This window comes from Enterococcus sp. C57 (genome assembly GCF_040887305.1).
Taxonomy (GTDB): domain Bacteria; phylum Bacillota; class Bacilli; order Lactobacillales; family Enterococcaceae; genus Enterococcus_B; species Enterococcus_B hirae.
Genome location: NZ_JBFOFP010000005.1, coordinates 66,921 through 89,305, shown reverse-complemented (window position 1 = coordinate 89,305; position 22,385 = coordinate 66,921). Strand labels below are relative to the sequence as shown.

The 22,385-nt window shown below is 36.2% G+C and carries 17 protein-coding genes; 13 read left to right on the top strand and 4 right to left on the bottom strand.

Annotated elements, in window-relative coordinates; all coding sequences use genetic code 11:
• Positions 1–12: 12 nt before the first annotated feature.
• On the top strand, positions 13–2,247 hold the full coding sequence (locus tag AB5M32_RS07690) for a helix-turn-helix domain-containing protein (protein ID WP_178286415.1): 2,235 nt from the start codon (positions 13–15) through the stop codon (positions 2,245–2,247).
• Positions 2,248–2,524: 277 nt separating this feature from the next.
• Here the strand turns inward: AB5M32_RS07690 and AB5M32_RS07685 are convergent, their stop codons facing one another.
• The 4 genes from AB5M32_RS07685 to AB5M32_RS07670 all read right to left on the bottom strand — a co-directional run bounded on the left by AB5M32_RS07685 (position 2,525) and on the right by AB5M32_RS07670 (position 7,275).
• The gene (locus tag AB5M32_RS07685) at positions 2,525–3,829 is read right to left on the bottom strand and encodes an alpha-L-fucosidase (protein WP_368024390.1); all 1,305 of its coding nucleotides are present in this window, start codon (positions 3,827–3,829) and stop codon (positions 2,525–2,527) included.
• A 10-nt stretch (positions 3,830–3,839) separates the two neighbouring features.
• The gene (locus AB5M32_RS07680; protein ID WP_063626948.1) at positions 3,840–4,325 is read right to left on the bottom strand and encodes a hypothetical protein; all 486 of its coding nucleotides are present in this window, start codon (positions 4,323–4,325) and stop codon (positions 3,840–3,842) included.
• A gap of 15 nt (positions 4,326–4,340) precedes the next feature.
• Positions 4,341–6,209 carry a beta-N-acetylhexosaminidase gene (locus AB5M32_RS07675; RefSeq protein WP_063626950.1) on the bottom strand — a complete coding sequence of 623 codons (1,869 nt, stop codon included), beginning with the start codon at positions 6,207–6,209 and terminating at the stop codon, positions 4,341–4,343.
• 421 nt (positions 6,210–6,630) lie between these two features.
• Positions 6,631–7,275 carry a DUF624 domain-containing protein gene (locus tag AB5M32_RS07670; RefSeq protein WP_178286411.1) on the bottom strand — a complete coding sequence of 215 codons (645 nt, stop codon included), beginning with the start codon at positions 7,273–7,275 and terminating at the stop codon, positions 6,631–6,633.
• Positions 7,276–7,531: 256 nt separating this feature from the next.
• On the opposite strand from AB5M32_RS07670, the gene AB5M32_RS07665 reads away from it, so the two are divergent.
• The 12 genes from AB5M32_RS07665 to AB5M32_RS07610 all read left to right on the top strand — a co-directional run bounded on the left by AB5M32_RS07665 (position 7,532) and on the right by AB5M32_RS07610 (position 22,363).
• Positions 7,532–8,878, top strand: a complete 1,347-nt coding sequence (locus AB5M32_RS07665; RefSeq protein WP_063626953.1) for an alpha-L-fucosidase — start codon at positions 7,532–7,534, stop codon at positions 8,876–8,878.
• A gap of 33 nt (positions 8,879–8,911) precedes the next feature.
• The gene (locus tag AB5M32_RS07660; protein ID WP_034867549.1) at positions 8,912–9,865 is read left to right on the top strand and encodes a sugar ABC transporter permease; all 954 of its coding nucleotides are present in this window, start codon (positions 8,912–8,914) and stop codon (positions 9,863–9,865) included.
• Positions 9,866–9,878: 13 nt separating this feature from the next.
• A complete protein-coding gene (locus AB5M32_RS07655) occupies positions 9,879–10,787 on the top strand; it encodes a carbohydrate ABC transporter permease (RefSeq protein ID WP_034700323.1) in 909 nt (302 codons plus the stop codon).
• Between the two features lie 32 nt (positions 10,788–10,819).
• Entirely contained in the window at positions 10,820–12,442 is a 1,623-nt protein-coding gene (locus AB5M32_RS07650; RefSeq protein WP_063626954.1) for an extracellular solute-binding protein, read from the top strand.
• Positions 12,443–12,744: 302 nt separating this feature from the next.
• Positions 12,745–14,154 carry a glycoside hydrolase family 1 protein gene (locus tag AB5M32_RS07645; protein ID WP_368024388.1) on the top strand — a complete coding sequence of 470 codons (1,410 nt, stop codon included), beginning with the start codon at positions 12,745–12,747 and terminating at the stop codon, positions 14,152–14,154.
• 275 nt (positions 14,155–14,429) lie between these two features.
• A complete protein-coding gene (locus AB5M32_RS07640; RefSeq protein ID WP_010719439.1) occupies positions 14,430–15,356 on the top strand; it encodes a manganese-dependent inorganic pyrophosphatase in 927 nt (308 codons plus the stop codon).
• 228 nt (positions 15,357–15,584) lie between these two features.
• Positions 15,585–16,466, top strand: coding sequence for a DUF1803 domain-containing protein (locus AB5M32_RS07635; protein ID WP_010719438.1), 882 nt, complete (start codon positions 15,585–15,587; stop codon positions 16,464–16,466).
• Between the two features lie 1,312 nt (positions 16,467–17,778).
• The gene (locus tag AB5M32_RS07630; RefSeq protein WP_010719436.1) at positions 17,779–18,168 is read left to right on the top strand and encodes a hypothetical protein; all 390 of its coding nucleotides are present in this window, start codon (positions 17,779–17,781) and stop codon (positions 18,166–18,168) included.
• A 4-nt stretch (positions 18,169–18,172) separates the two neighbouring features.
• The gene (locus tag AB5M32_RS07625; protein WP_178286405.1) at positions 18,173–18,937 is read left to right on the top strand and encodes an alpha/beta fold hydrolase; all 765 of its coding nucleotides are present in this window, start codon (positions 18,173–18,175) and stop codon (positions 18,935–18,937) included.
• Between the two features lie 520 nt (positions 18,938–19,457).
• The gene (locus AB5M32_RS07620; RefSeq protein ID WP_034700335.1) at positions 19,458–20,405 is read left to right on the top strand and encodes a LacI family DNA-binding transcriptional regulator; all 948 of its coding nucleotides are present in this window, start codon (positions 19,458–19,460) and stop codon (positions 20,403–20,405) included.
• 98 nt (positions 20,406–20,503) lie between these two features.
• Positions 20,504–21,238 (top strand): hypothetical protein, encoded by a 735-nt coding sequence (locus AB5M32_RS07615; protein ID WP_010737399.1) that lies wholly within the window; start codon positions 20,504–20,506, stop codon positions 21,236–21,238.
• 72 nt (positions 21,239–21,310) lie between these two features.
• Complete coding sequence (locus AB5M32_RS07610) at positions 21,311–22,363, top strand: zinc-binding alcohol dehydrogenase family protein (protein WP_368024387.1); 1,053 nt, start codon at positions 21,311–21,313, stop codon at positions 22,361–22,363.
• Positions 22,364–22,385 lie beyond the last annotated feature (22 nt).

The following is a 22,385-nucleotide window of genomic DNA, read 5'->3' as shown; positions in this document are numbered from 1 at the left end:
AAGGAGGGACATATGGTACGAGAAGTTGCTACTAACGGGAAAAATAAACAGCACAGACAGCTTTCTAAGTCGATTTTATCTTATCTTTTTGTCTTTCTAGTGCCATTTTTTATGGTATCGTTAATTTGGTTTCATACGGCTAAAGAAAGCATTAATCAGCAAGTTGTTTTGACAGCCAAAAATCAGTTACTCCAATTGAAGTACTCATCTGAAAATAAGTTTTTGCAATTGGATAATATCACTCAACATATTCCTTATAACACCAATCTTTCACCTGGAAGGTTTTCCCATAGTTATTATGCTCGTGAAGGACAACTTAGCTTGCAACAATATAAGCTAAGTAATGATTTTGTTGAGGAAATTTATCTTTACTACAAAGAAAACCCAAATACATTGTTTTCATCTGCCGGTAGCTTGACAGTGGACAATTTTTTGCAACGAAAAATCAATAATCATTCGCTTGATAAAAAAGAGCTGCTTTCACATCTAGATAACGATATTCCAACTGGGCTAACCCTGAAAAAAGAACCCAATTCCACACAACTTTTTTATATTGTTCCAATTAAAGATGCAGAAATGCATTTTTATGGCGCAGCAATCTATTCAATCAATCTTTCGATTTTGAATAAGCTGTTGAATCTTTCCAATAGTGATGGCATCAGTACCAACTATCTGATTGATGACTCGTATCGTATTCTAGCAGCAGATACCAGTAATAACAAACTAACGGCGCATTTGCATCAGCCGAAGCAAATTCAAATGATCTTGCAACAGGACAATTTTTACTACAACCATCGAAACTATCTTGTCCAGTCTTTGAATAGCAGGGATTTGAATATGTCGTTTGTTTCTGTAATGGATCCATCACAAGCTTTGACAAAGATCAATACCATCCACCAAAAGTTTTTAAAACTTTTTTTTGTGATTTTTGTGTTTGGTCTAGTGCTTGTAGTGATTATAGGTACTCGTTTTTCACAGCCGATCCGCAACATTGAAAAATTGATTGATCAATATTATCGAAATAAAATCGGTGTAGCTGTTTCCAACGGGAATGTCTATGAAACGTTGGCGCAATTTTTGAACGAACATGAAGAGCTACATAAAGAAATTAAACGACAGACTCCCCATGCGAGAGAACAAGTCCTTAGAAAAATTTTAGGAGGGAAATTTAAGTCTCCAGAAGATTCATTAGTTCTACTGAACTCTGTCCAAGTGCATTTTACCGGTACTTGCTATTTTGTCGTCGTAGTTGATTATCCTATCCAGAGCATTGACGATACAGCTAATGAGTTACCGCTGAAAGTAAGCGGAAAGAACTTTTCGGGATATGGTACAGAGATCCTATCTGCAGGAGTGACCGCCTATATCTTTAGTACCTATGAAAAAACTAGTCACAAGAAAGTTGTAATAGAGCTGATTCAGCAACTAAAAAAAGCGTGTTACGGTACTTTTAGGATAGGAGTAGGAAATAGTACTGAAAACCTTACGAAGATCAATGCTTCTTATATTGAAGGTTTGGCCGCATTAGACTATTCAACAGTAGAAAATAACTTTGTTTTCTATAATGAAATTCCAAGTGAAGAGTCTTCAACTAGCATTAATTACCCAGATGGAGAAAAACTGAAATTGATTCAAAGTCTGCGTCAAGGAGACTTAACGATCGCTGCGGAAACGATTGAATCGTTGATTGAGCGGGGGATTAAAGAACACTTTTCTTATAGTGGACAAAAAATGTATGGTTTTTATCTATTAAATGCAGTTGCTAAAGTAAGTAGTAATTTGCAAAATAAAACAATTTTGAAAAAAGCAGAAAGAAGTGCCAAGTTTAGTAATTTACTCGAATTGAAGCAACAATTATTAATGCTCGCAAAAATGATCTGTGAGGTTATGCAAGTTAAGCCACAAAATCAAGAGTCTGTGCTGAAAAAAGAATTGTTCGAATATCTTCACAAAAACTATGCTTCTTCCCAATTATCTATGGAAAAGTTGGCAGATGAATTTCAACTTTCAGTTTCGTATCTTAGCCGTTTTATCAAAAAAGAAACAGGTACTACTTTTTCAAAATATCTGCAAGAATTGCGGCTAGAAAAAATCAAGCAAGACTTAATAGAAACTGATTTGCCAATAAAAACGATTATTCAAAAGAATGGATATTATGATGTTTCAAATTATACGAGAAAATTCAGGACGAACGTTGGTGTGACTCCAGGTCAATACCGAACAATGAATAGAGAAGGAACTTTATAAGCAAGAAATAGGAGTAAACTAAGGGGGGATATCGAACTGGAGCAGGACGAAGAAGTCATTTTATTTCCAGTTTTGAGCTTCTAACTAAAAAAACAAAAGCAAATAATTGTAAAAGACTGAAATAACTACCCAAATTGTTGCTTTTTCAGCATACAACTTGGGTAGTTATTCAAATGTTTTACGATATTTCTCACTAAAAGTATGTTTTTACAAGCTTTCGATGCCAGTATTTTTTGTGAATCGACGAAGGAAGTATCATCTGCTTTATATTTGCTCTTTAATCGTCTTTCAAGGTAATTTCAATTACTGGGATCAGCACATCAGGCTTGATGATTGGCAAGGTGATGACAAGATCTTCTGGAGCAATGACTGCTTCTGTAGAAGTAATCACTTCGTCCGGATCAAATCCTCGATAAAAAATTTCCGAGCCATCATTGAGCAGACGAATAAACTCAACTTTACCTGCTAATCCTTTAAGATGAAGGTTGCGGTAAGGATAAGAAAAGAGATGCAGATAAAGCTTGTTTCCATTTTGTGTATATCGGCAATCGTCAGGAGCTTCAAAGGCGCTATATGAACAGCCAATGACAGATGCTTTGTGAAGGGTCATCCAATCCCCGATAGCATGAAGCCGTTCCAACGTTTTCGTATCAATCATTCCTCGTGGATTAGGACCAATATTCATCAAGAAATTCCCATTTTTTGAAACGGTATCAATCAGCATTTTCAAAAGCATCTCACTACTTTTCCATTCCATATTGTCACGGTCATACCCCCAAGTGCCATACATTGTCTGACAGGCTTCCCAGATAACAGGCATGCCGTTTTTCTCTAATGGTTTATCAGGTTGAAACTGTTCTGGAGTAGTGATGCCATGGCCTAAATCAAGTCGATCATTCAATAGGAGATGAGGTTGCAGTTCTAAGCAGAGCTTTTCTAGTGCTTCGCTATCCCAATCAATGTGCCCTTTTCCTTTTGACCAACCCCAATCGCGGTGGCTGTAAGAAAAATCGAACCATAAATAATCGATTTTTCCATATTCTGTCAGTAGTTCTTTGACTTGTTCGCGAAGATAGCGTTGATAAATCTTGATATCTCTTTCGGAATTTTTTTCTCGCAGTTTCTGGTTCTCTCTTTCAGGATGCAGTCCGTCCAGTGGGAAATGTTCATGGCGCCAATCGATCATTGAGTGGTATAACCCGATTTTGATCCCGACTTTGCGAAAAGCCGGGAGTAGCTCTGCCAGAAGATCTCGTCCAAAAGCAGTATTGGTGATTTTGTAATCAGTTTGTTTCGTATCCCATAAGGCAAAGCCTTCATGATGTTTTGTCGTGAATACCATGTATTTCACCCCACAACGAGCGGCTTCTTTTGCCCAAGCATCTGCATCAAACAAATCAGGGTTAAAATGCTGAAAATATTTTTTTGAATATTCCTCTAAAGAGACTTGTTCTGTGGTCATAAACCATTCGTGTCTAGCTCCCACACTGAACAAGCCAAAATGGATAAACAAACCAAAACGATCATGGATAAACCAGTTAGGATCAGGATAGTCGGTGGGCCAATTATTGAATTTTTTCATATGAACACTCCTAATTTAAAAATTGTGTATTTGTCATTGTTGTTTCTTTGATTTTCCATTCATTCTCTTCCAAAATAAAGGTGTGACATGCCGTTGTGATATGATCTCGATACGCCTTCTTCCCATGATTCACTGTTTTTTGTTCTGCCGCTACTAACATCGATTGAGGTGCTTGTTTGATTACTTCGAAAGAAAGCAGTTCATGACTGACATCATAGTCTTTAAAAAATTGCTGCATTTCTTTTGCGGTCGCGTTATGTGCATCTTTGACTAGTGTTGCTAAATAGTCATTCAGATTTTTATCCGTTGCAGCCTTTAAATTTTGTTGCAAAAGCTGATGGCAGATGTTCGCAGTTCTTTGATTATTGATTTTCCCAGTGATTTTAGTAGATGTCTGTTTTGCTTCGACACGAGGCACGTTTCTGACAAGCTGAGAAGCAGCAGTGACCAACAAAAAAATACTCAGAATGACCAAAAAAAGAGTTCTCTTTTTCATTTTTTATCCCTGCCTTTAGATATCTGATAGTTTACTAGCACTATAAATTCCATGGAACAAGTTTCGCCCGACACCGCTTGCTGTTTTGAAAGGAGCATCGAAGGGTAAAGGCGTTTGCTCAAGCTCAGGCAATTGCTTGATTTCTCCTGTTAAAAATTTATTCAGTCGCCAAATGGTTGTTTCTATCCGACTTTTTAAGGCACCGTAACGAAGATCGATAATTTCATAGCCAAAGGGTTTATTCCATTCAAACCATAGCTGGCGATGGAGGTGTTGCAACTCATTGATCTTTTTGGTGAGAACTTCCAGTTCGTGAAGGATTAGTTGTAACTGGTCCTTCCTTTTTGATTGGTAGGCTCGATAAGAGCGACCGATCAAATTTGTTTTTATAAAAAGGACTTGTGCTAATTTCTGATAAAAAGTAAACATCGTTTGTGTGTCCTCATTAGCTGTTACGCTAGATAGTTTCTCACTTAAGTCCTTATAATGCGAAGGAAGTTCTAAATTTTGCAGATCAACATCGTAAAGACCGTATAATAGATCTTGATAAAGTGCCAACTTACTACTATTTGATCCATCAGGGTTATTTTTTGCTACACCTTTCGTCTGGTCAAAAGCATCTAGCAGTAAAAAATCATCAGCCTCAAGATGGTGGAAGAGACGGAAACGCTCCTTAATCAATTCCATGCTTACTTCAGGAGCAAATTGTTCCTCGCTGAATTGTTGTAATCCTAACAAACTTGCGAGGATCGGTGTTTCAGCACTATCATCGCCCCATAAAGTAGCATAAACTTCGTTGATTTTTTCCTCTTTTGCGACAGAAAGACTAGCTCTTGTCGTTTCAAATGATTTTCCATAATTTGGTGCAAGACCATTCCACGTCCAGATACCGCCCGCAAAAACGATCGGCCGTTGCAATTTTTTATGATTTGAAAAATGCAATTGGTACTCTTCTTTTGAATGATGGTAATAATCCCAATAAACCATACTAATTTCAGGAATCTTTGCAATCAAATCTTCTGGAAAATGTACATCTTTATCGTAATAGTCTCCTGACTTTGAACCGATTCTAAAAAACATATCGCTCCACATCATGGGCTGTAACTGATAGTTCCTGCAGATTTCCATTACTTTTTTCAGATGCTTTTCCATAATATCAAAGCGATCGATCAAACCATGCTGGGTTAAATAATGACCACGTCCCAGATCATGAGCTTCGTCCATCCCGATATGAATTTTTGACGTTTTAAAAGCGGCTGCGATCACAGAAATTGCACGATCTAAAAATTGATATGTTTTTTCCTCTTCCACAAGGAGAATATCACTTGTATCTCTCATGCCATTGGCAAATCCCCATTTTAGCGGATTAGTTAAATGAGCCAGCGTTTGAATACAAGGAATCAGCTCGATCCCTACCGTCTCTGCAAAAGCATCCAACGCCTTTAATTCCTCAAGAGAATAGGCACCACGACAATAACCAAAATAAGGATAATCAGGGATTTGATACGTATCTTCCATATAAAGCATGCAGCTATTTAATCCCATCTTGCTACAAAGAACAAAAAAGTGTTTCAGCTGATCAACAGTCATCACAGCATTTCTAGAAAGATCTACCATGGGCCCAATTTTTTCAAATTGCGGAAACTCTTCATAAACAAATTCTTCTTCACAGCGATCTAACCAGAGTGACAGCGCTCGAAAAAGATGGGCTTTTTCCTGAAAATAGATAAACGTTTCGTTTTCTTTATTTTCAATTTTTAATGAACCGTTGCGCTGAATCAGTTGGAATGGTTTTCCATTATCTGAAATAGTTAACGCTAATTCGTTTGTCGCAATTTCAAAAAAATCACGCATGACATCTGTAAGTTCGATTGAAACTTGCATAATAACCTCCTTTAAGTAATCGTTTTCATTTTCAGTATATAGCACTTGTAAAAAAAGAAAATAACTAGCTTGAAAGTACATAATCTGTTTATTTGACATAGTGAAAGTTGATGAATATACATAGTCGATCAGCTTCTGGAAAATAATAAATGAAAGAAAAAACGAAAGGGATAAGTAACAGGTAGTAGCCTTAGCAAAAATTGAAAAAAGGCTTGAGTCAACGATTGGCAGAAGGTTCCCTTTGATGGCGACAATTATGAATAAGGAGTGAAACAGACATTTGACTTTTACCTAAAGGGCTGAAGAATTGCATTGTAGATTGTAAGTTAAAAAAGAGCTATTATTGAGGTTTCCTTGTAAAATCTCCTCGCAGTTCTGTTACAGCTTTTAGCTGTTTGTTTGATTTAAGGTTTGTTTTTTGTTATTGCGTTAACGTACTTTTTTTTTCTTCAATTTTAATCATTGATTGCAAAGAGAACCAACTTAATGGCAAACAGAATAAAGGCACAAAAGCCACGATTGTCAAAATTGGGAAAAAGGTAGAGACAGCCGTCACGACAAAGATCCCCAGAATAATCGCTACGGTTTCAATCAAGCTACACAAAGATAGAAATAATGCTTGTTTGAAATATTGTGTGAATGACAAATCATAACGTAAAAATACTGGGAATAAATAAAGAATGACTATGACAGTTGCGATAAATAATAATAAGATCCCCATATGAATGAAAGGGTTTTGTAAATACACAGCTGCAATTCTCAGATCCATCCATAGAAATCCTAGTAACATGCCAGCAGCATAGCCTAGTTGATTTGTTGAAATAAACAGATTATTGAAGCTTGCTTGAAAATCTGAATATAAGACTTGAGGAATTTGTTTTTCTTCAAATAAATGATAGAAAAATTTGAGAACGGTAACACTTGCGGGAAAAGTTCCTAGTAGAATACAACCTTTTAATACCGATAAAAACCAAAATACTTGGAGCTTGATGAGAAAAAGCAAGAATTTTCCTAAAGAATAGGTGAAATCAAAAATAGAATGTGGTGATCGTTTATGTTGATTCATAGCTAAAACCTCCTTGTATTAGTCATACAGCTCTTTTTATTATAGTAAGGTTTATTTATGTTTTCTATCAGTATGCGATTATTACATAGCTTTTTCTACTTTTACATAGTTACTTTCCGACTAAGAGATAAGATATAGATATCCTCTAAATAAGTTACGCTTTATGCTGTTTTTACATAGCTTATGCTTTTTACATATTGCTGTTGCCTTGCTTTTTTTGTAAATTTAAAGCACAAACATGAAAGGGGTTTCATAAATGGCGATACGCGGAGATATCGAAGTACCTAAAGAGGTTGAATTAGATCATAGGACTTATCCAGAAACAGAAATGCTAAAAGAACGATTAGAATGGTTTCAAGATTTAAAACTTGGCGTGATTTTTCACTACGGACTTTATGCTCAAGCAGGAATCGTAGAATCTTGGCAACTTTCTGAAAAAGACCTTTGGGCAAGAGAAGGGCGTGAGTTTCGGAAAGATTTTAAACAACTGCAACTAGACTACTGGAATTTGATTAAAGAGTTTAACCCAGAAAAATTACAGGCAAAGAAATGGGCAAGTATATGTAAAGAAGCAGGCTTTAAGTATTGTATTTTTACAACGAAACATCACGATGGGTTTAATATGTACAATACTCTTGAAACAGAATATAAGGTTGGCGGTAAACAAAGCCCATTTAAAAGAGATATTTTAAAAGAAGTTTTTGAGGCTTTTCGTAAGGAAGAAATAGCAACAGGAGCCTACTATTCAAAAGCCGATTGGTATTCGCCGTTTTATTGGTTGGATGACGATACGATTAAGGGGCGTCATGCGAGCTATGATACGGAACGTTACCCAGAAATTTGGCAACGTTACGTAAGTTTTGTTCATAATCAGATTAAAGAAATCACGCATAACTATGGTCATGTGGATCTTTTATGGTTAGATGCTGGTTGGTGTGGACAGAAAAAAGAAGACCTGGAAATGGATCGATTAGCAGAAATCGCTCGTGAGAAGCAACCGGAATTAATTATTGTGGATCGTATGATGGGGGGCAGACATGAGAACTATGTGACCCCTGAACGAAAGGTGCCAGAACTAGCTGAAATTCCCAAGAAAGTTTGGGAAAGTAATATCCCGATTGGTGATGATTGGGGCTATGTACCAAATGATCGCTTTAAGAGTTCCCAAGAACTATTGGAAACTTTTGTCGATGTGGTCAGCAAAGGTGGGAATTTGATCTTAGGAGTTGGGCCAAAACCAGATGGTACCTTTACTGATGAAGAAACCAAAATCTTACAGGAAATTGGGGATTGGCTAAATATCTATGGAGAAGGAATCTATGAAACTCGCTCACGACCTAAAGAATGGCAAAATCAGTGGAAATTAACATACAGCAAAGATCAAACCATACATTATGCCTTTCAAAGTATTCGCTTTACACAAGAAAAAATATTTTTAGCTGACATTGAGGCCGATAAATATCATGTGATTAAAGATTTATCTACAAAAAAAGAATTAGAAGTATATACGGAAGAAGATCAAATATATATCCTCAGCAGTGAATTAGAGAAACCAGCAATTGGGCTGATTGGTCTTGAAATTTTAAAAAAGCCACAAGGATAGAGATGAGTGAACTTCATAAAAGGAGGTTAAAAAATGGCTGATGCATTACTTGATGTCAATAAAGAAAAAGAGAAAACAAAATGGTCAGAGATCAAAAAAAAATTATATAAAAGCCGACAGCTGTATGTTTTTGTCATTCCAGCATTGGTGGTGGTTGCTGTTTTTTCTTACGGTCCCATGTACGGCGTGATTATAGCATTCAAGGATTATATCCCGTCATTAGGAATTTTTGGAAGTCCTTGGGTAGGATTTAAGCATTTCCAACGTTTTTTTGATTCCTACTATTTCTGGGATCTAATTAAAAACACGTTAGGTATCAGTATATATTCTTTGGTCGTAGGATTTCCGCTACCGATTATATTAGCACTAGCACTAAATGAGTTGAAAGATGGAAAATTTAAAAAATTTACGCAGACAGTGACTTATGCACCTAATTTTATTTCAGTCGTTGTCGTTTGCGGTATGTTAATTGCTTTTTTGACGCCTTCCACCGGTATTATTAACCATCTACTGGTTTTTCTAGGTTTTGAGCGAATTAGTTTCATGACAGATCCTCGTTGGTTTAAAACGATCTACGTATTATCTGGGGTTTGGCAAGGAACAGGATGGGGTTCAGTGATTTATTTAGCTGCATTATCTGGTGTTGATACACAGCTTCATGAAGCTGCAACTGTTGATGGTGCAACGAGATGGCAAAGAATCTGGTATATCAACCTACCGACTATCATTCCTACTATGGTTATTTTACTGATCATGAATGTGGGGAGTTTGATGTCATTAGGTTATGAAAAAATCCTGTTGATGCAAAATGCGTTGAATATGGATTCTTCAAATGTGATTGCCACGTTTGTTTACAAACAAGGGTTGCTTGACGCACAGTACAGCTATGCATCAGCTGTCGGACTGTTCAATGCAGCAATCAACGCATTTTTATTGATCACAGTAAATAAAATTTCGCGTAAAGTCAGCGAAACAAGTTTATGGTAATGGAGGGAAAATAATGTATTCAAAAGCGATCCGATCATCGAAAGGTGACAAATTTTTCATGTTTCTCATCTACTTGTTTATTGCCATTGCCCTTTTGTTGGTTATTTATCCGTTGATTTATGTTATAAGCGCATCTATATCTAGTCCGACCTCCGTCAATTCTGGAGAAATGTGGTTATTGCCAAAAAAGATCACTTGGGATGGTTACAAAACGATTTTTACGTATAAAAGTATCTGGCAAGGTTACCGGAACACGATTTATTACACATTACTAGGAACATTTATCAATTTATTATGTACACTTCCTTGTGCATATGCTCTAGGAAGAGCAGAATTTTATGGGAAAAATCTATTTATGAAGTTTTTGATGGTTCCTATGTTTATCAGTGGCGGTTTGGTACCTACTTATTTATTGATTAAAAATCTAGGGATGAATGATTCGATTTGGGCGTTAGTTATTCCAGGGGCCGTTTCAGTTTATAATATTGCAATTACACGTACTTTCTTTCAATCTACCATTCCTAGAGAAATGGAGGAAGCGGCATTGATTGATGGATGTTCTGACTTTCAGATATTTATGAAGATTGTTTTACCATTATCAATGCCAATTATTGCAGTAATGGGACTATTTTGCGGAGTGGCCCATTGGAATAGTTATTTTAGCGCGTTAATCTATTTAACAAACAAATCAATGTATCCGCTTCAATTAATCCTGCGAGAGATTTTAGTGAATCAAGATTTAACAAAAGGAACAACAGAGATGACAGCAGCGGCAGCAGAAGTGGCTTATAGTAAACAACAGCTTGCACAAGTCATTAAATATGGAGTAATGATCGTTTCGACATTACCAATCATTATGATCTATCCGTTTTTACAAAAGTACTTTGTTAAAGGTGTCATGGTTGGTTCTTTGAAAGGCTAACTAAAAAATAAATAAGAGAGTGAGTGAAATGGATGAAAAAATGTTATTTAGTAATTGCATCATTAGTGTTGACAACAACTCTTTTGGGTGCTTGTGGGAACAAGGGAAATACTGCTGGAAAAGAAGAAACTATTGCCGTTGAAAAAACCGGAATGCCAATCGTCAAAGAAAAAATCAACATGACGATGATGGCGCCTGGTGGAGAAGCAGAATGGGATGAGTTAGCTTCGGCTAAAGCGTTAGCGGAATTAACTGGAATCAATTTTGATTATATTACTCCGCCAAGTACAGATTTTGAAGCGAAATTGAATTTGGCTTTTGCTTCTGGTGAGTTACCAGATGTTATTTTTGGTGCAGGAAGTGGTCTTTCAAATGCCAAACAATCAGATTATGGATCACAAGGAATTTTAATTGCCTTGGAGGATTTGATTGATGACTATGCGCCAAATTTAAAGAAAATCCTTGATGAGAACCCAGAGTTCAAAAAATCAATTACTGCACCAGATGGTCACATTTATTCTTTACCACGATTATATCCAGAAGATACCTCTAGCCCTCTTTATATCTCACCTTTATGGTATAACGGCGAGTGGCTAGAAAAATTAGGGGTAACCGAATTGCCAAAAAACACGGATGAGTTATATAAATTGTTGAAGCGATTCAAAGAAGAAGACCCCAACGGTAATGGCAAACAAGATGAGATTCCGTTATCAGACGGCAACAAGTTGGCAATTATTCGTACGTGGTTGCTACCTGCTTTTGGTATGAAATCTTTAGGAATCGAAGAAGTTAACGGAAAAGTGCGTTATGCTGCTGCATCAGCTAACTATAAGGAATATTTAACGTATATGAATAAACTTTATTCAGAAGGATTGCTGGACCCAGAAGTCTTCTCGCAGTCAGAAGAAAAGTATCAAGGAAACACACAAACAGATAAAGTCGGTTTATTTGGCGCGTATGCTTCATATATGGCTACTGGTAAAATGCCTGAGGAGTCTTTATCAGATCCAATGTTTTCACCAGTTACTTCAAGTATTCAAAAAACACCTTTAGCACCAGGTCATCCTCGTGTAACAACTGGAACTTTTGCGATTACCAATAAATGTAAAAGTCCAGAGGCAGCAATGCGATGGGCGGACTATCTTTACACAGAAGAAGGACAAGATTTAATGACAAAAGGTCCAGAAGGGGCATTTTGGAAATATGAAACAAACGATTCTGGAGAAAAAGTTCGGGTATATACAGGTGAAAATAAACAAAAGATGGAAGAAGACCGTGGGAAAATTGCAATGGATTATGGCTTAGTCGTACCGGGATTAGAAGACGATTATGCCCAAAGTGTTTTAGCTAATGTCAACGATCCTGATCCTAGTGTATGGACGGAATTTCGCATGAAAGAAATCAACGAGAAAATCATGCCCAATACCGAGGTACCTTTCCCAATTGTTTATATGACGAAAGATGAAGCAGATCAAATTGCGATCAACGCGACGGACATTCGGACTTATGTAGAGCAAATGGAAGCTAAATTTATTACAGGTGTGGAAAGTTTGGCTAAATGGGATGAATATGTCAGTACATTAAAATCAATGGGATTAAATGATTTTGTCAGCACTTATCAAAAAGCATATGATCGTTGGGCTAAAACCGAATAATCATCTTTAACATCAAAGTGGACGTTTGGGATGTTCCTAGCGTCTAGCTTTGTTTGAACAAAACATCAAGAGTTTGGAGAAACCAAAATGAGATCATTAGCAACTAGCATAGCGATGATGGTCAAACAAATGGTTTCATGATAAAGATCAAAGAGAACGAGTATCACACTGACTAAATAATTTTGCCAAATCATGGTAAATATAAATGAGAAAAAGAATGAACCAACATGAACGATGATCATTGGGTTCACTGACTGAAGGGAATCAGTGGATAAAACGATAGAAAAGGAAGGAAATTTTAAATGGATACATTTCCACAAAACTTTCTGTGGGGAGCAGCGGCTTCTGCCCCTCAGACAGAAGGAGCTGCTTTGGTTGATGGCAAGAGCCCATCAACTTGGGATAAGTGGTTTGAAATAGAACCAGAATTGTTTTATAACGGAACAGGACCAGAAAATACCTCTAATACGTATTATCAATACAAAGAAGATGTTGCCTGTATGAAGGCAATGAATTTAAATTCCTATCGGACATCGATTGCTTGGACGCGTCTTTTACCGGATGGCAAGACATTAAATCCGCAAGCTGTTGATTTTTACCGAGCCTATTTTCAGGAAATGCTGGACAATGGCATTGAGCCGATCATCAATTTGTTCCATTTTGATATGCCTTGGTGGCTGATGGAAAAAGGTGGCTGGGAAGTTCGTGAGTCAGCGGATCATTTTGCATTTTACGCAAAGACTGCGTTTGAAGCTTTTGGCGATTTAGTAAAAAAATGGGCGACGTTCAATGAGCCTCTTGTACACATCGAATGTGGGTATATGGGAGATGCACATTGGCCCAAGGTGCATGATTTTAAACGAGCTATACAAGTTGCCTATCACACACTACTAGCGCATGCGAAAGCTGTAAAGGAGTACCGGCGCTCTTCTTTTAATGACGGACAAATTTCTATCATTCTCAATTTAGCACCCGTTTACTCTAAAAGCGAAGAAGCTGAAGACGTGACTGCTGCAAAGTGGGCAGACCTGTTTTATATTCGCAGCTTTCTGGACTGTGCGGTACGAGGTACTTTCCCAGAAGAGCTGGTAGAGGTATTACGAGAAAGTGATTTGCTTCCTAAAACAGAAACAGGCGATAAAGAAATTTTTGCGGAGAATACAGTAGACTTTATTGGTTGTAATTATTACCAGCCATTACGTGTTCAAGCACCTCAAGAAAAGAAACGACCAATCACAGGACTAAGAGATTTATTCCGAGGTTATGATTGGCCGGAGAAACGAATTAACCCACATCGTGGCTGGGAGATTTATCCGCGGGGAATCTATGATATTGCGATGCGGTTAAAAAACAGTTATAGCAATATCCCTTGGTATATTTCAGAAAACGGGATGGGTGTGTCGCAAGAAGAACGGTTCAACAATAAAGAGAATATGATTGACAACAACTACCGAATTGATTTTTTATTTGAACATTTGACGCAACTGCAGCAGGCAATTTCAGAAGGTTCTCCTTGCTTTGGGTATCATATGTGGACATTTTCTGACTGTTGGAGTTGGTTGAATGCCTATAAAAATAGATATGGTTTTTATCGTGTCGATCTGGACAATGGCTATAAACGGTTACCGAAACAATCAAGTATATGGATGGCACAGGTAATTGCTGAAAACCGCTTAGTTGAACCGTTTGCTCAAAACTCAAGTAGTCATTAAAGGCTAGTAAAGAAAAAAAACGATAAATGATTTACTTTTCCCAACTTTTTCTTTCAGTACAAAGAGTTCTGCAATGAAATAAGTAATGGCATGGCCAACTTTTTAAATGACTGTTCCATGGTACTTCGCGCTATCAAAAATTTTGTTTACGATTGTTTGATATAAAAGTAAGATGGATCGGAATTTCTTCCATCCTAGAAATTATAGCGTCAGTATTGCTTCTTTCGGTTTTTTTGCTATTATTAAGTAGGAGAAACCATAAAGGAGCGAGACAAATGTCAAAAATTTTAGTTTTTGGTCACCAAAATCCAGATACAGATGCAATTGGAGCGGCAATCGCCTTTTCACACTTGCAAAATCAACTAGGAAAAGAAACTGAAGCTGTAGCTTTAGGTACACCTAACGAAGAAACACAATATGCATTAGATTACTTTAAGTTATCTGCCCCACGTGTCGTTCAATCAGCAAAAGAAGAAGCAACACAAGTGATGCTAGTGGACCATAATGAATTTCAACAAAGTATTTCTGACATTGCAGAAGTAGAAATTTTAGCGGTCGTTGATCATCATCGGATTGCAAATTTTGAAACAGCAAATCCACTTTATTACCGAGCTGAACCAGTAGGTTGTACAAGTACAATCATTTTGAAGTTATATAAAGAAAACCAAGTAGAACTTCCTAAAGAGATTGCTGGCATTATGCTTTCTGCAATTTTATCTGATACATTGCTATTCAAATCACCAACATGCACATCAGAAGATGAGGCAGCTGCAAAAGAACTTGCAACAATTGCAGGCGTTGATTTGACAAGCTATGGGTTAGATATGTTAAAGGCCGGTACAAATCTTAGCGATAAATCAGCTGCAACTTTACTTGACCTTGATGCCAAAAGCTTCCCAATGGGAGAAGCTAATGTTCGTATTGCACAAGTGAATACAGTCGATTTAAGCGAAGTAATGGCTCGTCAAACGGAACTGGAAGAAGCGATGACTGAAGAAATGGCTAAAAATGGATATGACCTCTTTGTCCTAGTGGTAACGAATATCCTAGATAGCGATTCGGAATTATTAGTTGCAGGTCAAGGATTAGATAAAGTCGAAGAAGCTTTCCAAGTTAAATTAACGAACAATCGTGCCTTATTAAAAGGTGTTGTTTCTCGTAAGAAACAAGTCGTTCCTCAGCTAACAGCAGTTTTTAACTAAGCTAGCTAAGGGGTTGCTAACACCTTTTATTCGATAGTTATTAAAGAGCCTGACAGCTATTTGTTCCAGGCTCACAATGCCAGCCTAGCTTGTTCGATCAAAATGAGGTTGGAACAGAAGTGATCCAGCTTTAAAAAATAAGCCGAAGAATCCGAAAATAGTTGCTCGTATTTTTGGGATTCTTCGGCCTATTTCCGATTGAGCTAGGGAAAACGAGAAGGGGAAAAAATGAACTATTTTTATTCACAAAATCACCAGCAGTTGCTTAGCAAACTAGTAAACAATGCTGTTTTTCCAACTTTGATTGAGTATTTGCATCATCATCAAGAAGAAGACATTATTTTGAGAGAGTTGAAAAAAAATTTTGATCATCCAAAATTTGAAGCTTTTCTTGATCAGTTGATTGATGAAAATCTAATCAAGCGGGAAAATCGTCGTTATAAGTTGAATTTTCCAATATTTGAGGAAGAAACTTATCAAAAAGAAATTGAAGAAGCTGCAGCCCAGATTTTACAAGCTATTAGTCATTTGTCGCAAACGGAAAAACAGTTGGTTATGGGAAATGAATGTTGGCAAGAATGTTTCGTGTCTAATTCAACCTATTTTTATGCAACCTTAGAAGATCTTATTCCTGTGACGAGACAGGTTGCTGGCAATGAGAATTATCGATTTGTTTCTTTAAATTATCATAACAAGTTATCTTATTCTCTTGCCAATTATTTTTATTTACAAAAGAAACAATTACCTGTGCCATCAGAATTTTTAAAACTTGTAGAACTGATCGGTGACGTCAACGAAACTTATTATTTTGATCAAGTTGAAGTAATCATTGAGCGTATCCAAGCTCAAAAATATAAGAATCGTCGTTCCAGTATCTTCTTTGATTCACTGATCTTGTCGAATACTGTTAAAGTTGTGAAAACTGATGATCAGCTCAACTATCAATTAGCATTGCCGTTGGTTAAAACGGCAAACAGCAGAAGACAACTACCCAAAATCGCTGCTGGAAGAACCGTGGAAGAGCATGCTTATATTGCTAGAAAAGTCTATGATCGTCTTATCAAGGAACTAAATTTAGCAGATTTTTCTTATATAGAAAAAATCAACTGAAAAATTTTTAGACTCAACTGTTAATAATCCTCAGACATCAAAGTTATCAGAAATGACTAGCTTTGATGTTTTTTATGTAAAGTTCAATCATTTATGTCTATTGTAAAGGATTCTTTATTAGCAATATCATCCGAAAAATAAAAAAACAGTTCAAGGCACTTAGACTTACTTGTCCTGAACTGTTTTTCTTATTTGCCACATCATCATTCCTAAACACGAAATGAAGAGTAATTCAAGAAAATTACTAGTGATTTGAATATTTGCTGGATCAAAAGTTGGCGCTAACGCTAATACAAGAAAAGAAAAGACACTATAGACAAAGCAGAATAGTGGGATTAGTTGCATTAAAAGTGGCAAGCGTAACTTTTTGAATATTAGTGAAAAAATAAAGTAAGTAAAGATGGATAAAATGATAACCAGTCCATTCAGTATAAAAAAGAACAATGAATTTTGGTTAAAGGAATAGAATAAAACGGTCAGCAATGCGAGCAACCTAGATGCAACAAAAATTGTAGCAGCTTCATCCATCTTTTTGGGGATTTGTTTTTTCACATATGTTCGAAAAGCCAATGAAAAAATAAAACCACACAAAGATGAAAGAATTAACAAGAAGAGGCTCTCATCTACCTGACTTAAACCGGGGTGATCTAACAATAACCAGCCAAAGGCATTACATGGTATATCGGAAGATCTGAAATAGGAATAGCATAAGAACAAAAAAAGTGTCAATAGGGCGAAAATCGTCCCTATGTGCAAAAATGTACTTGTCTGTCGTTTCGTTTTCATATATTCTCCTGATAAAAATAGTGTTAATCAGATATATGATAACAAAATGATGAGTATATGTCGATGCTTTTTAATGGAAATAAAAAATAAAGGCTTTTTTTATATGGTAAATTTCATTTTAACTTCAATTACAAGTTTTCAAACTAATTTAATTAAAGGTTTTACTAATGATGTGCCTCACTTAAATGTTTTTATTCACAAAGAATTTTAGTGAAAACATTGATTATTACTTATGAGTTAATAATAGATCAGTTTGATGTAGATTTTCCCAAAAGTATATTTATTCTCTATTTTAAAAAGGAGAAGTTTGAACATGAAATGCCTGAAAAAAGAATTAAATTTTTTCAGAACTAGATAGACCAAATGAGGAGCATGACAAAAAAACAAGAGGTACTCATAGGTTGTTAGGTCATTTTGATTGTGAACGATTATTTGGAAAAAAGAAAAAATTAAAATTTAAGCCTTTTTTGTTCTAAATGATGATAAAACGATTATAATAGAATTATAAAGAGAGTTGGTGATACGAATGAAAATAATAAACCGAGCCATAGGAGTCACTCATGTTCTCAGTGTTGCCTCTTGTGGGTATTTAGATTTATATTCACTTCAGCAGCCCATCGTAGCCAATAATAATATCTTTCAGATATCATTGACCGATAGCTTGCTTTTAAGTATTTTTTTATTTTCCGTGATCTTTATCGGAAATATTTTTGGCAGCTTTGCTAGTTTTTTTAATTTCACAATTTATCCACTGCTTACCTTAGGATTAGGACTAGCTGGTCTTTTAGCATTATTGCTTTTTTCAAGAACGATGAGCTTATTTTTGATTTTGTTTGGTACGATTTGTTTATTTCAAATTGTGGTTAGTGGATGGGAAATATTTCGTTCGACTATTTTGATGAAGATCGGAGACTAAAGAAGTGAATCCAATGATATTAAAACGTAAAGTAAATAATATTCCATTATTAGAAGTTGTCCTAACCGAATTAAGAGCTGAAAAAATTCCGATAATTATTTATTATCATGGTTGGCAAACGAGTAAAGAATTAGTTTTGACACAAGGAAGAAAGTTTGCGAAACAAGGATTTCGTGTCTTACTACCAGATGCAATGAACCATGGTGAAAGAAAGCAAGTAGTTTCTGCTATTCCTTCCTTTACCTTTTGGAATAGTATTTATGGAAACTTATTTGAATTTGAGACTTTATTGAAGCACTTAGAAAAACGAGATGTTCTTCATGAAAAAGTAGCCGTAGGTGGCGTTTCAATGGGGGGGATGACGACTTGTGCGTTGTTAACAAAACATCCGCATTTGGTTGGTGGTATTTGTCTGATGGGTTCCCCTGCGCCTGAACAGTATGCTAAAGAAATTTACAAAAGAGCTCATCAGTACCAATACATACTGCCGAACGATTATTTTGATTTAATTTCTTGGGTCGAAAAATATGATTTATCTTTGCAGCCAGAAAAACTAGCTGGGCGACCTTTATATTTTTGGCACGGTGAAAAAGACGAGAAAATTCCATTTCAACAAACCAATGATTTTGTGAAAAATAATCAAAAAGAGCGTTATGGTCAAGAAATTGTTTTTGATTATTCGCAAACCGAAAAGCATATGGTAAAAGTCCCATTGATGGATACAGCAACCAAATTTTTGGTGCAAATGATGAATGGACCCAAAGAATAGAAAAGACAGGTGTATTCTAATTTTTTATAACAATTTAAATAGATAGAGAAGTAAACAATACTATGAAATAATCGAAGTTGAGGTTGAGAAATAAGCGTTTAGCATCAAGAAATACGAAAGAATATCCAAAAATTGACAAGAAACACAAACACTGGTTTTTTCTGTTGATGGATACTTACTAGGTGTTTCTCAAATTTTTAGTCAATTTCGGCAAATTTTTTGATGTTGTTGCTCCTTAAACACCGTTTATTCGTTTTAGAGATACTAGAAGAGGAGGCTATTTTTGGCTTAGTCTCATTCTTTGCTATTTTCTAGTTCATATCTGAAACTAGAAAATAGATGGAGATAACGTACATTTTTCTAGTAAAATGGAGTAACTGGCTTTCGATTCTAGTGAACTTTTATTAAAAAGATGCTGGCTTGCAGATGATTTTTACGATATTTCTACATTTTATCGCTTTCAAGTTTGCTATAATGATAGAAAACAGAAAAAAGTTTTCTATTGTGAAAGGAGCAACCTATGCCAACATTAGCTGATGTTGCTAAAAAAGCAAATGTATCCAAAATGACGGTGTCTCGTGTCATTAATCACCCGGAACAAGTAACGGATGAGTTAAAAGAATTAGTTTTTTCTGCGATGGCAGAATTAGATTATCGCCCCAATATTGCAGCAAAAGCACTCGTTTCTAATCGGTCACAAATCATCAAACTTTTCATCCTTGAAGAGATTGATACAACAGAACCGTATTATATGAATTTATTGATGGGAATTGCAAAATGTATTGGAAAAGCGCACTATTCTTTGCAGTTGGTAACCAATGATGCATTTGACGTAGGGTCTTGCGACGGCTACATCATTACAGGGGTGAGAGAAAAAGATTTTGACTGGATCGACCGATTGGAAAAACCAGTCGTCCTTTTTGGTGAAAATCGTTTTGGCTATGATTATGTAGATAGCGATAATCATTATGGCACAGCAAAGGCTTCACAATATGCTATGGAATGCGGATACGAGACCATTATTTATATTGGGATTGACGAGGATGAGCCATTTGAGTTATCAAGAGAAGCAGGCTACCTTTCAGTTATGGAAACAGCCAACATGAAGCCGCAAATATTACGTTTCCCAAATCATTCGACAATGGCAGAGAAATATCTTGCCGATCATTGGTCAACTATTAAACCAAAGACTTGTTTTATTTGCAGCTCTGACCGACTAGCTTTAGGGATTGTAAGAGGTATTGCTAAAGAAAAGGGAAAAATTCCTGAAGATTTTGGAGTCATTGGCTTTGATGGTGTATTTTTAGACCAAATCAGTTCACCCAAATTAACTACGGTAAAACAAGATATCGTACGAATGGGTGAAGTTTGTGGTGAAATGTTGTTAAAAAAAATTACCGAAAAAGGAGAAAGTCAAGGATATCGTCGATTTTTCCCTGAATTGGTCATTCGAGAAACGACCAGATGACCGTCGAAAGAGGTTAAATTTAGTTATGGTTACTATGGAAAATGAAAAAATTATGCTATGATTGAGAAAAGTTCCATTTATGAGAAGGATGGTTTAAAATGAATGAAATTAGACGGAAACATTTTCGTTTTCCTGCCTATGATGACGAAATTGGCGTCAAACTAGCAAAAAACCAAAGGCGTGTTTTATTTGATGGACAGGATGATCTATTAACCGAAAACAATAATCAACCAATGTTTGAGCAAATGCAAGAATTTCACTTTGCTCAAGGCGATGCTAGAGAACAACGCAAACGTCGAAATTTGAGCAATTCAAAAAAATCAACAATTCCAAAAGAAAATTTAGTCAGACACAAAGAACAGCTTCCTGATTATCATACGCATCAAGCAAGTAATCGCCCATTGACTAATCAGCGGACGAGAAAAGCGGCTGATTCAATGAATAGTCAGAAGAGCCAAGAGCAGCACACAAGTACCAAAGCCTATACATCGAACCAACAAAAAAATGGTCGTGGGCGTTCTTACTTTGTACCTAAGTATGTGCCAGCATCAATTATTCCTGATCCAAAAGTATCTAGTATTTCTGACGCAGAACTAGTTGATTCAATGAAAAAAATGAAAGATTCATATTTGTTATTTGATAATGAACCGGTACCTTACCAAACAAAAAAAGCCGGCTCTCCTTCTGTACAACCTTTTAACAAAGCTGAGAAAGAACCACTCAGTGCGACATCAAAAAGAAAAGATAAAAATCATGGTGTTTTAGAAAGATCATTAAAAGGATTGATAGAAGAACAAGGGAATTCTTTGGGAGAAAATAGCTATTTTAAATAATGGAAAGCCTGGATAACTCCTTTCGTGGATTGATCCAGGTCTTTTTGTATAAAGAAAGAAGGAAAGGTTTCTATGAAAAAACAAATGAAGCAAATAGGGTTTTATGAGGGATTACCATTGACTGACAAAAATAGTTTTTTAGAAAAGTTGGCAGAAACTCCGGTTCCTAAAAAAAGGGAGTTATTGGTGGAGATTTCAGCGGTTTCAGTGAATCCAGTGGATGTAAAATTTAGAATGCAGACGCCAAAACAAGAGTCTTTAACTGTTTTGGGATTTGATGCGGTAGGGAGAATAGTTGCAAAAGGTCCCCAATCTGAAAATTTTGAGATAGGAGACCGTATTTATTATGCTGGTTCAGCAAAACAACCAGGTAGTAACCAAGAATATCAGTTGGTAGATGAACGAATTGTGGCAAAAGCACCAGAAAATCTCACGGACGAAGCTAGTGCAGCATTACCGTTAACTGCAATCACCGCCTATGAACTCTTATTTGAGAAATTTCAATTGATTCCTAAAGAATCAGCGAATAAAGGTAAAAAAATATTGGTCATCAACGGTGCTGGAGGTGTCGGTTCGATTCTCACACAATTAGCAAAATGGAGTGGGTTAGAGGTGGTTGCGACAGCCAGCCCCAAAAACTTTCAATGGTTAAAAGAAAATGGGGTCGATCATCCAATTGATTACCATCAAGAGTTAAAGCCTCAACTAGAAAAGGTTGGGATAAGCACCGTCGATGTCGTAGCGGTTTTACATGATATCCGTCCCTATCTAACTGAGCTGGCAGAAATGATTCAACCTATGGGGAAAATTGGGATGATCGTAGGACTTGATGGACCAATCGATATTGCAAGTTTTAAAAATTTATCTGTTTCATTTGAATGGGAGTATATGTTTACTAAAACGGATTATGGTCAACTAATCGAGACACAAGGGGAAATATTAAAACATTTGACAGCATTGGTAGAAGAAGAAAAAATCCATACTACTTTAGGAAAAGTATACAGAGAAGGCATCAGCAAAGAGACTTTAAAGCAGGCAACGAAAGAAGTAGAGACTGGAAAAGTACATGGTAAAGTAGTGATTACTGGAGGTTTTGCTAGTAACGAAATAGCGACTGAAAAGTAGAAATATACTTTTCAGTCGCTAA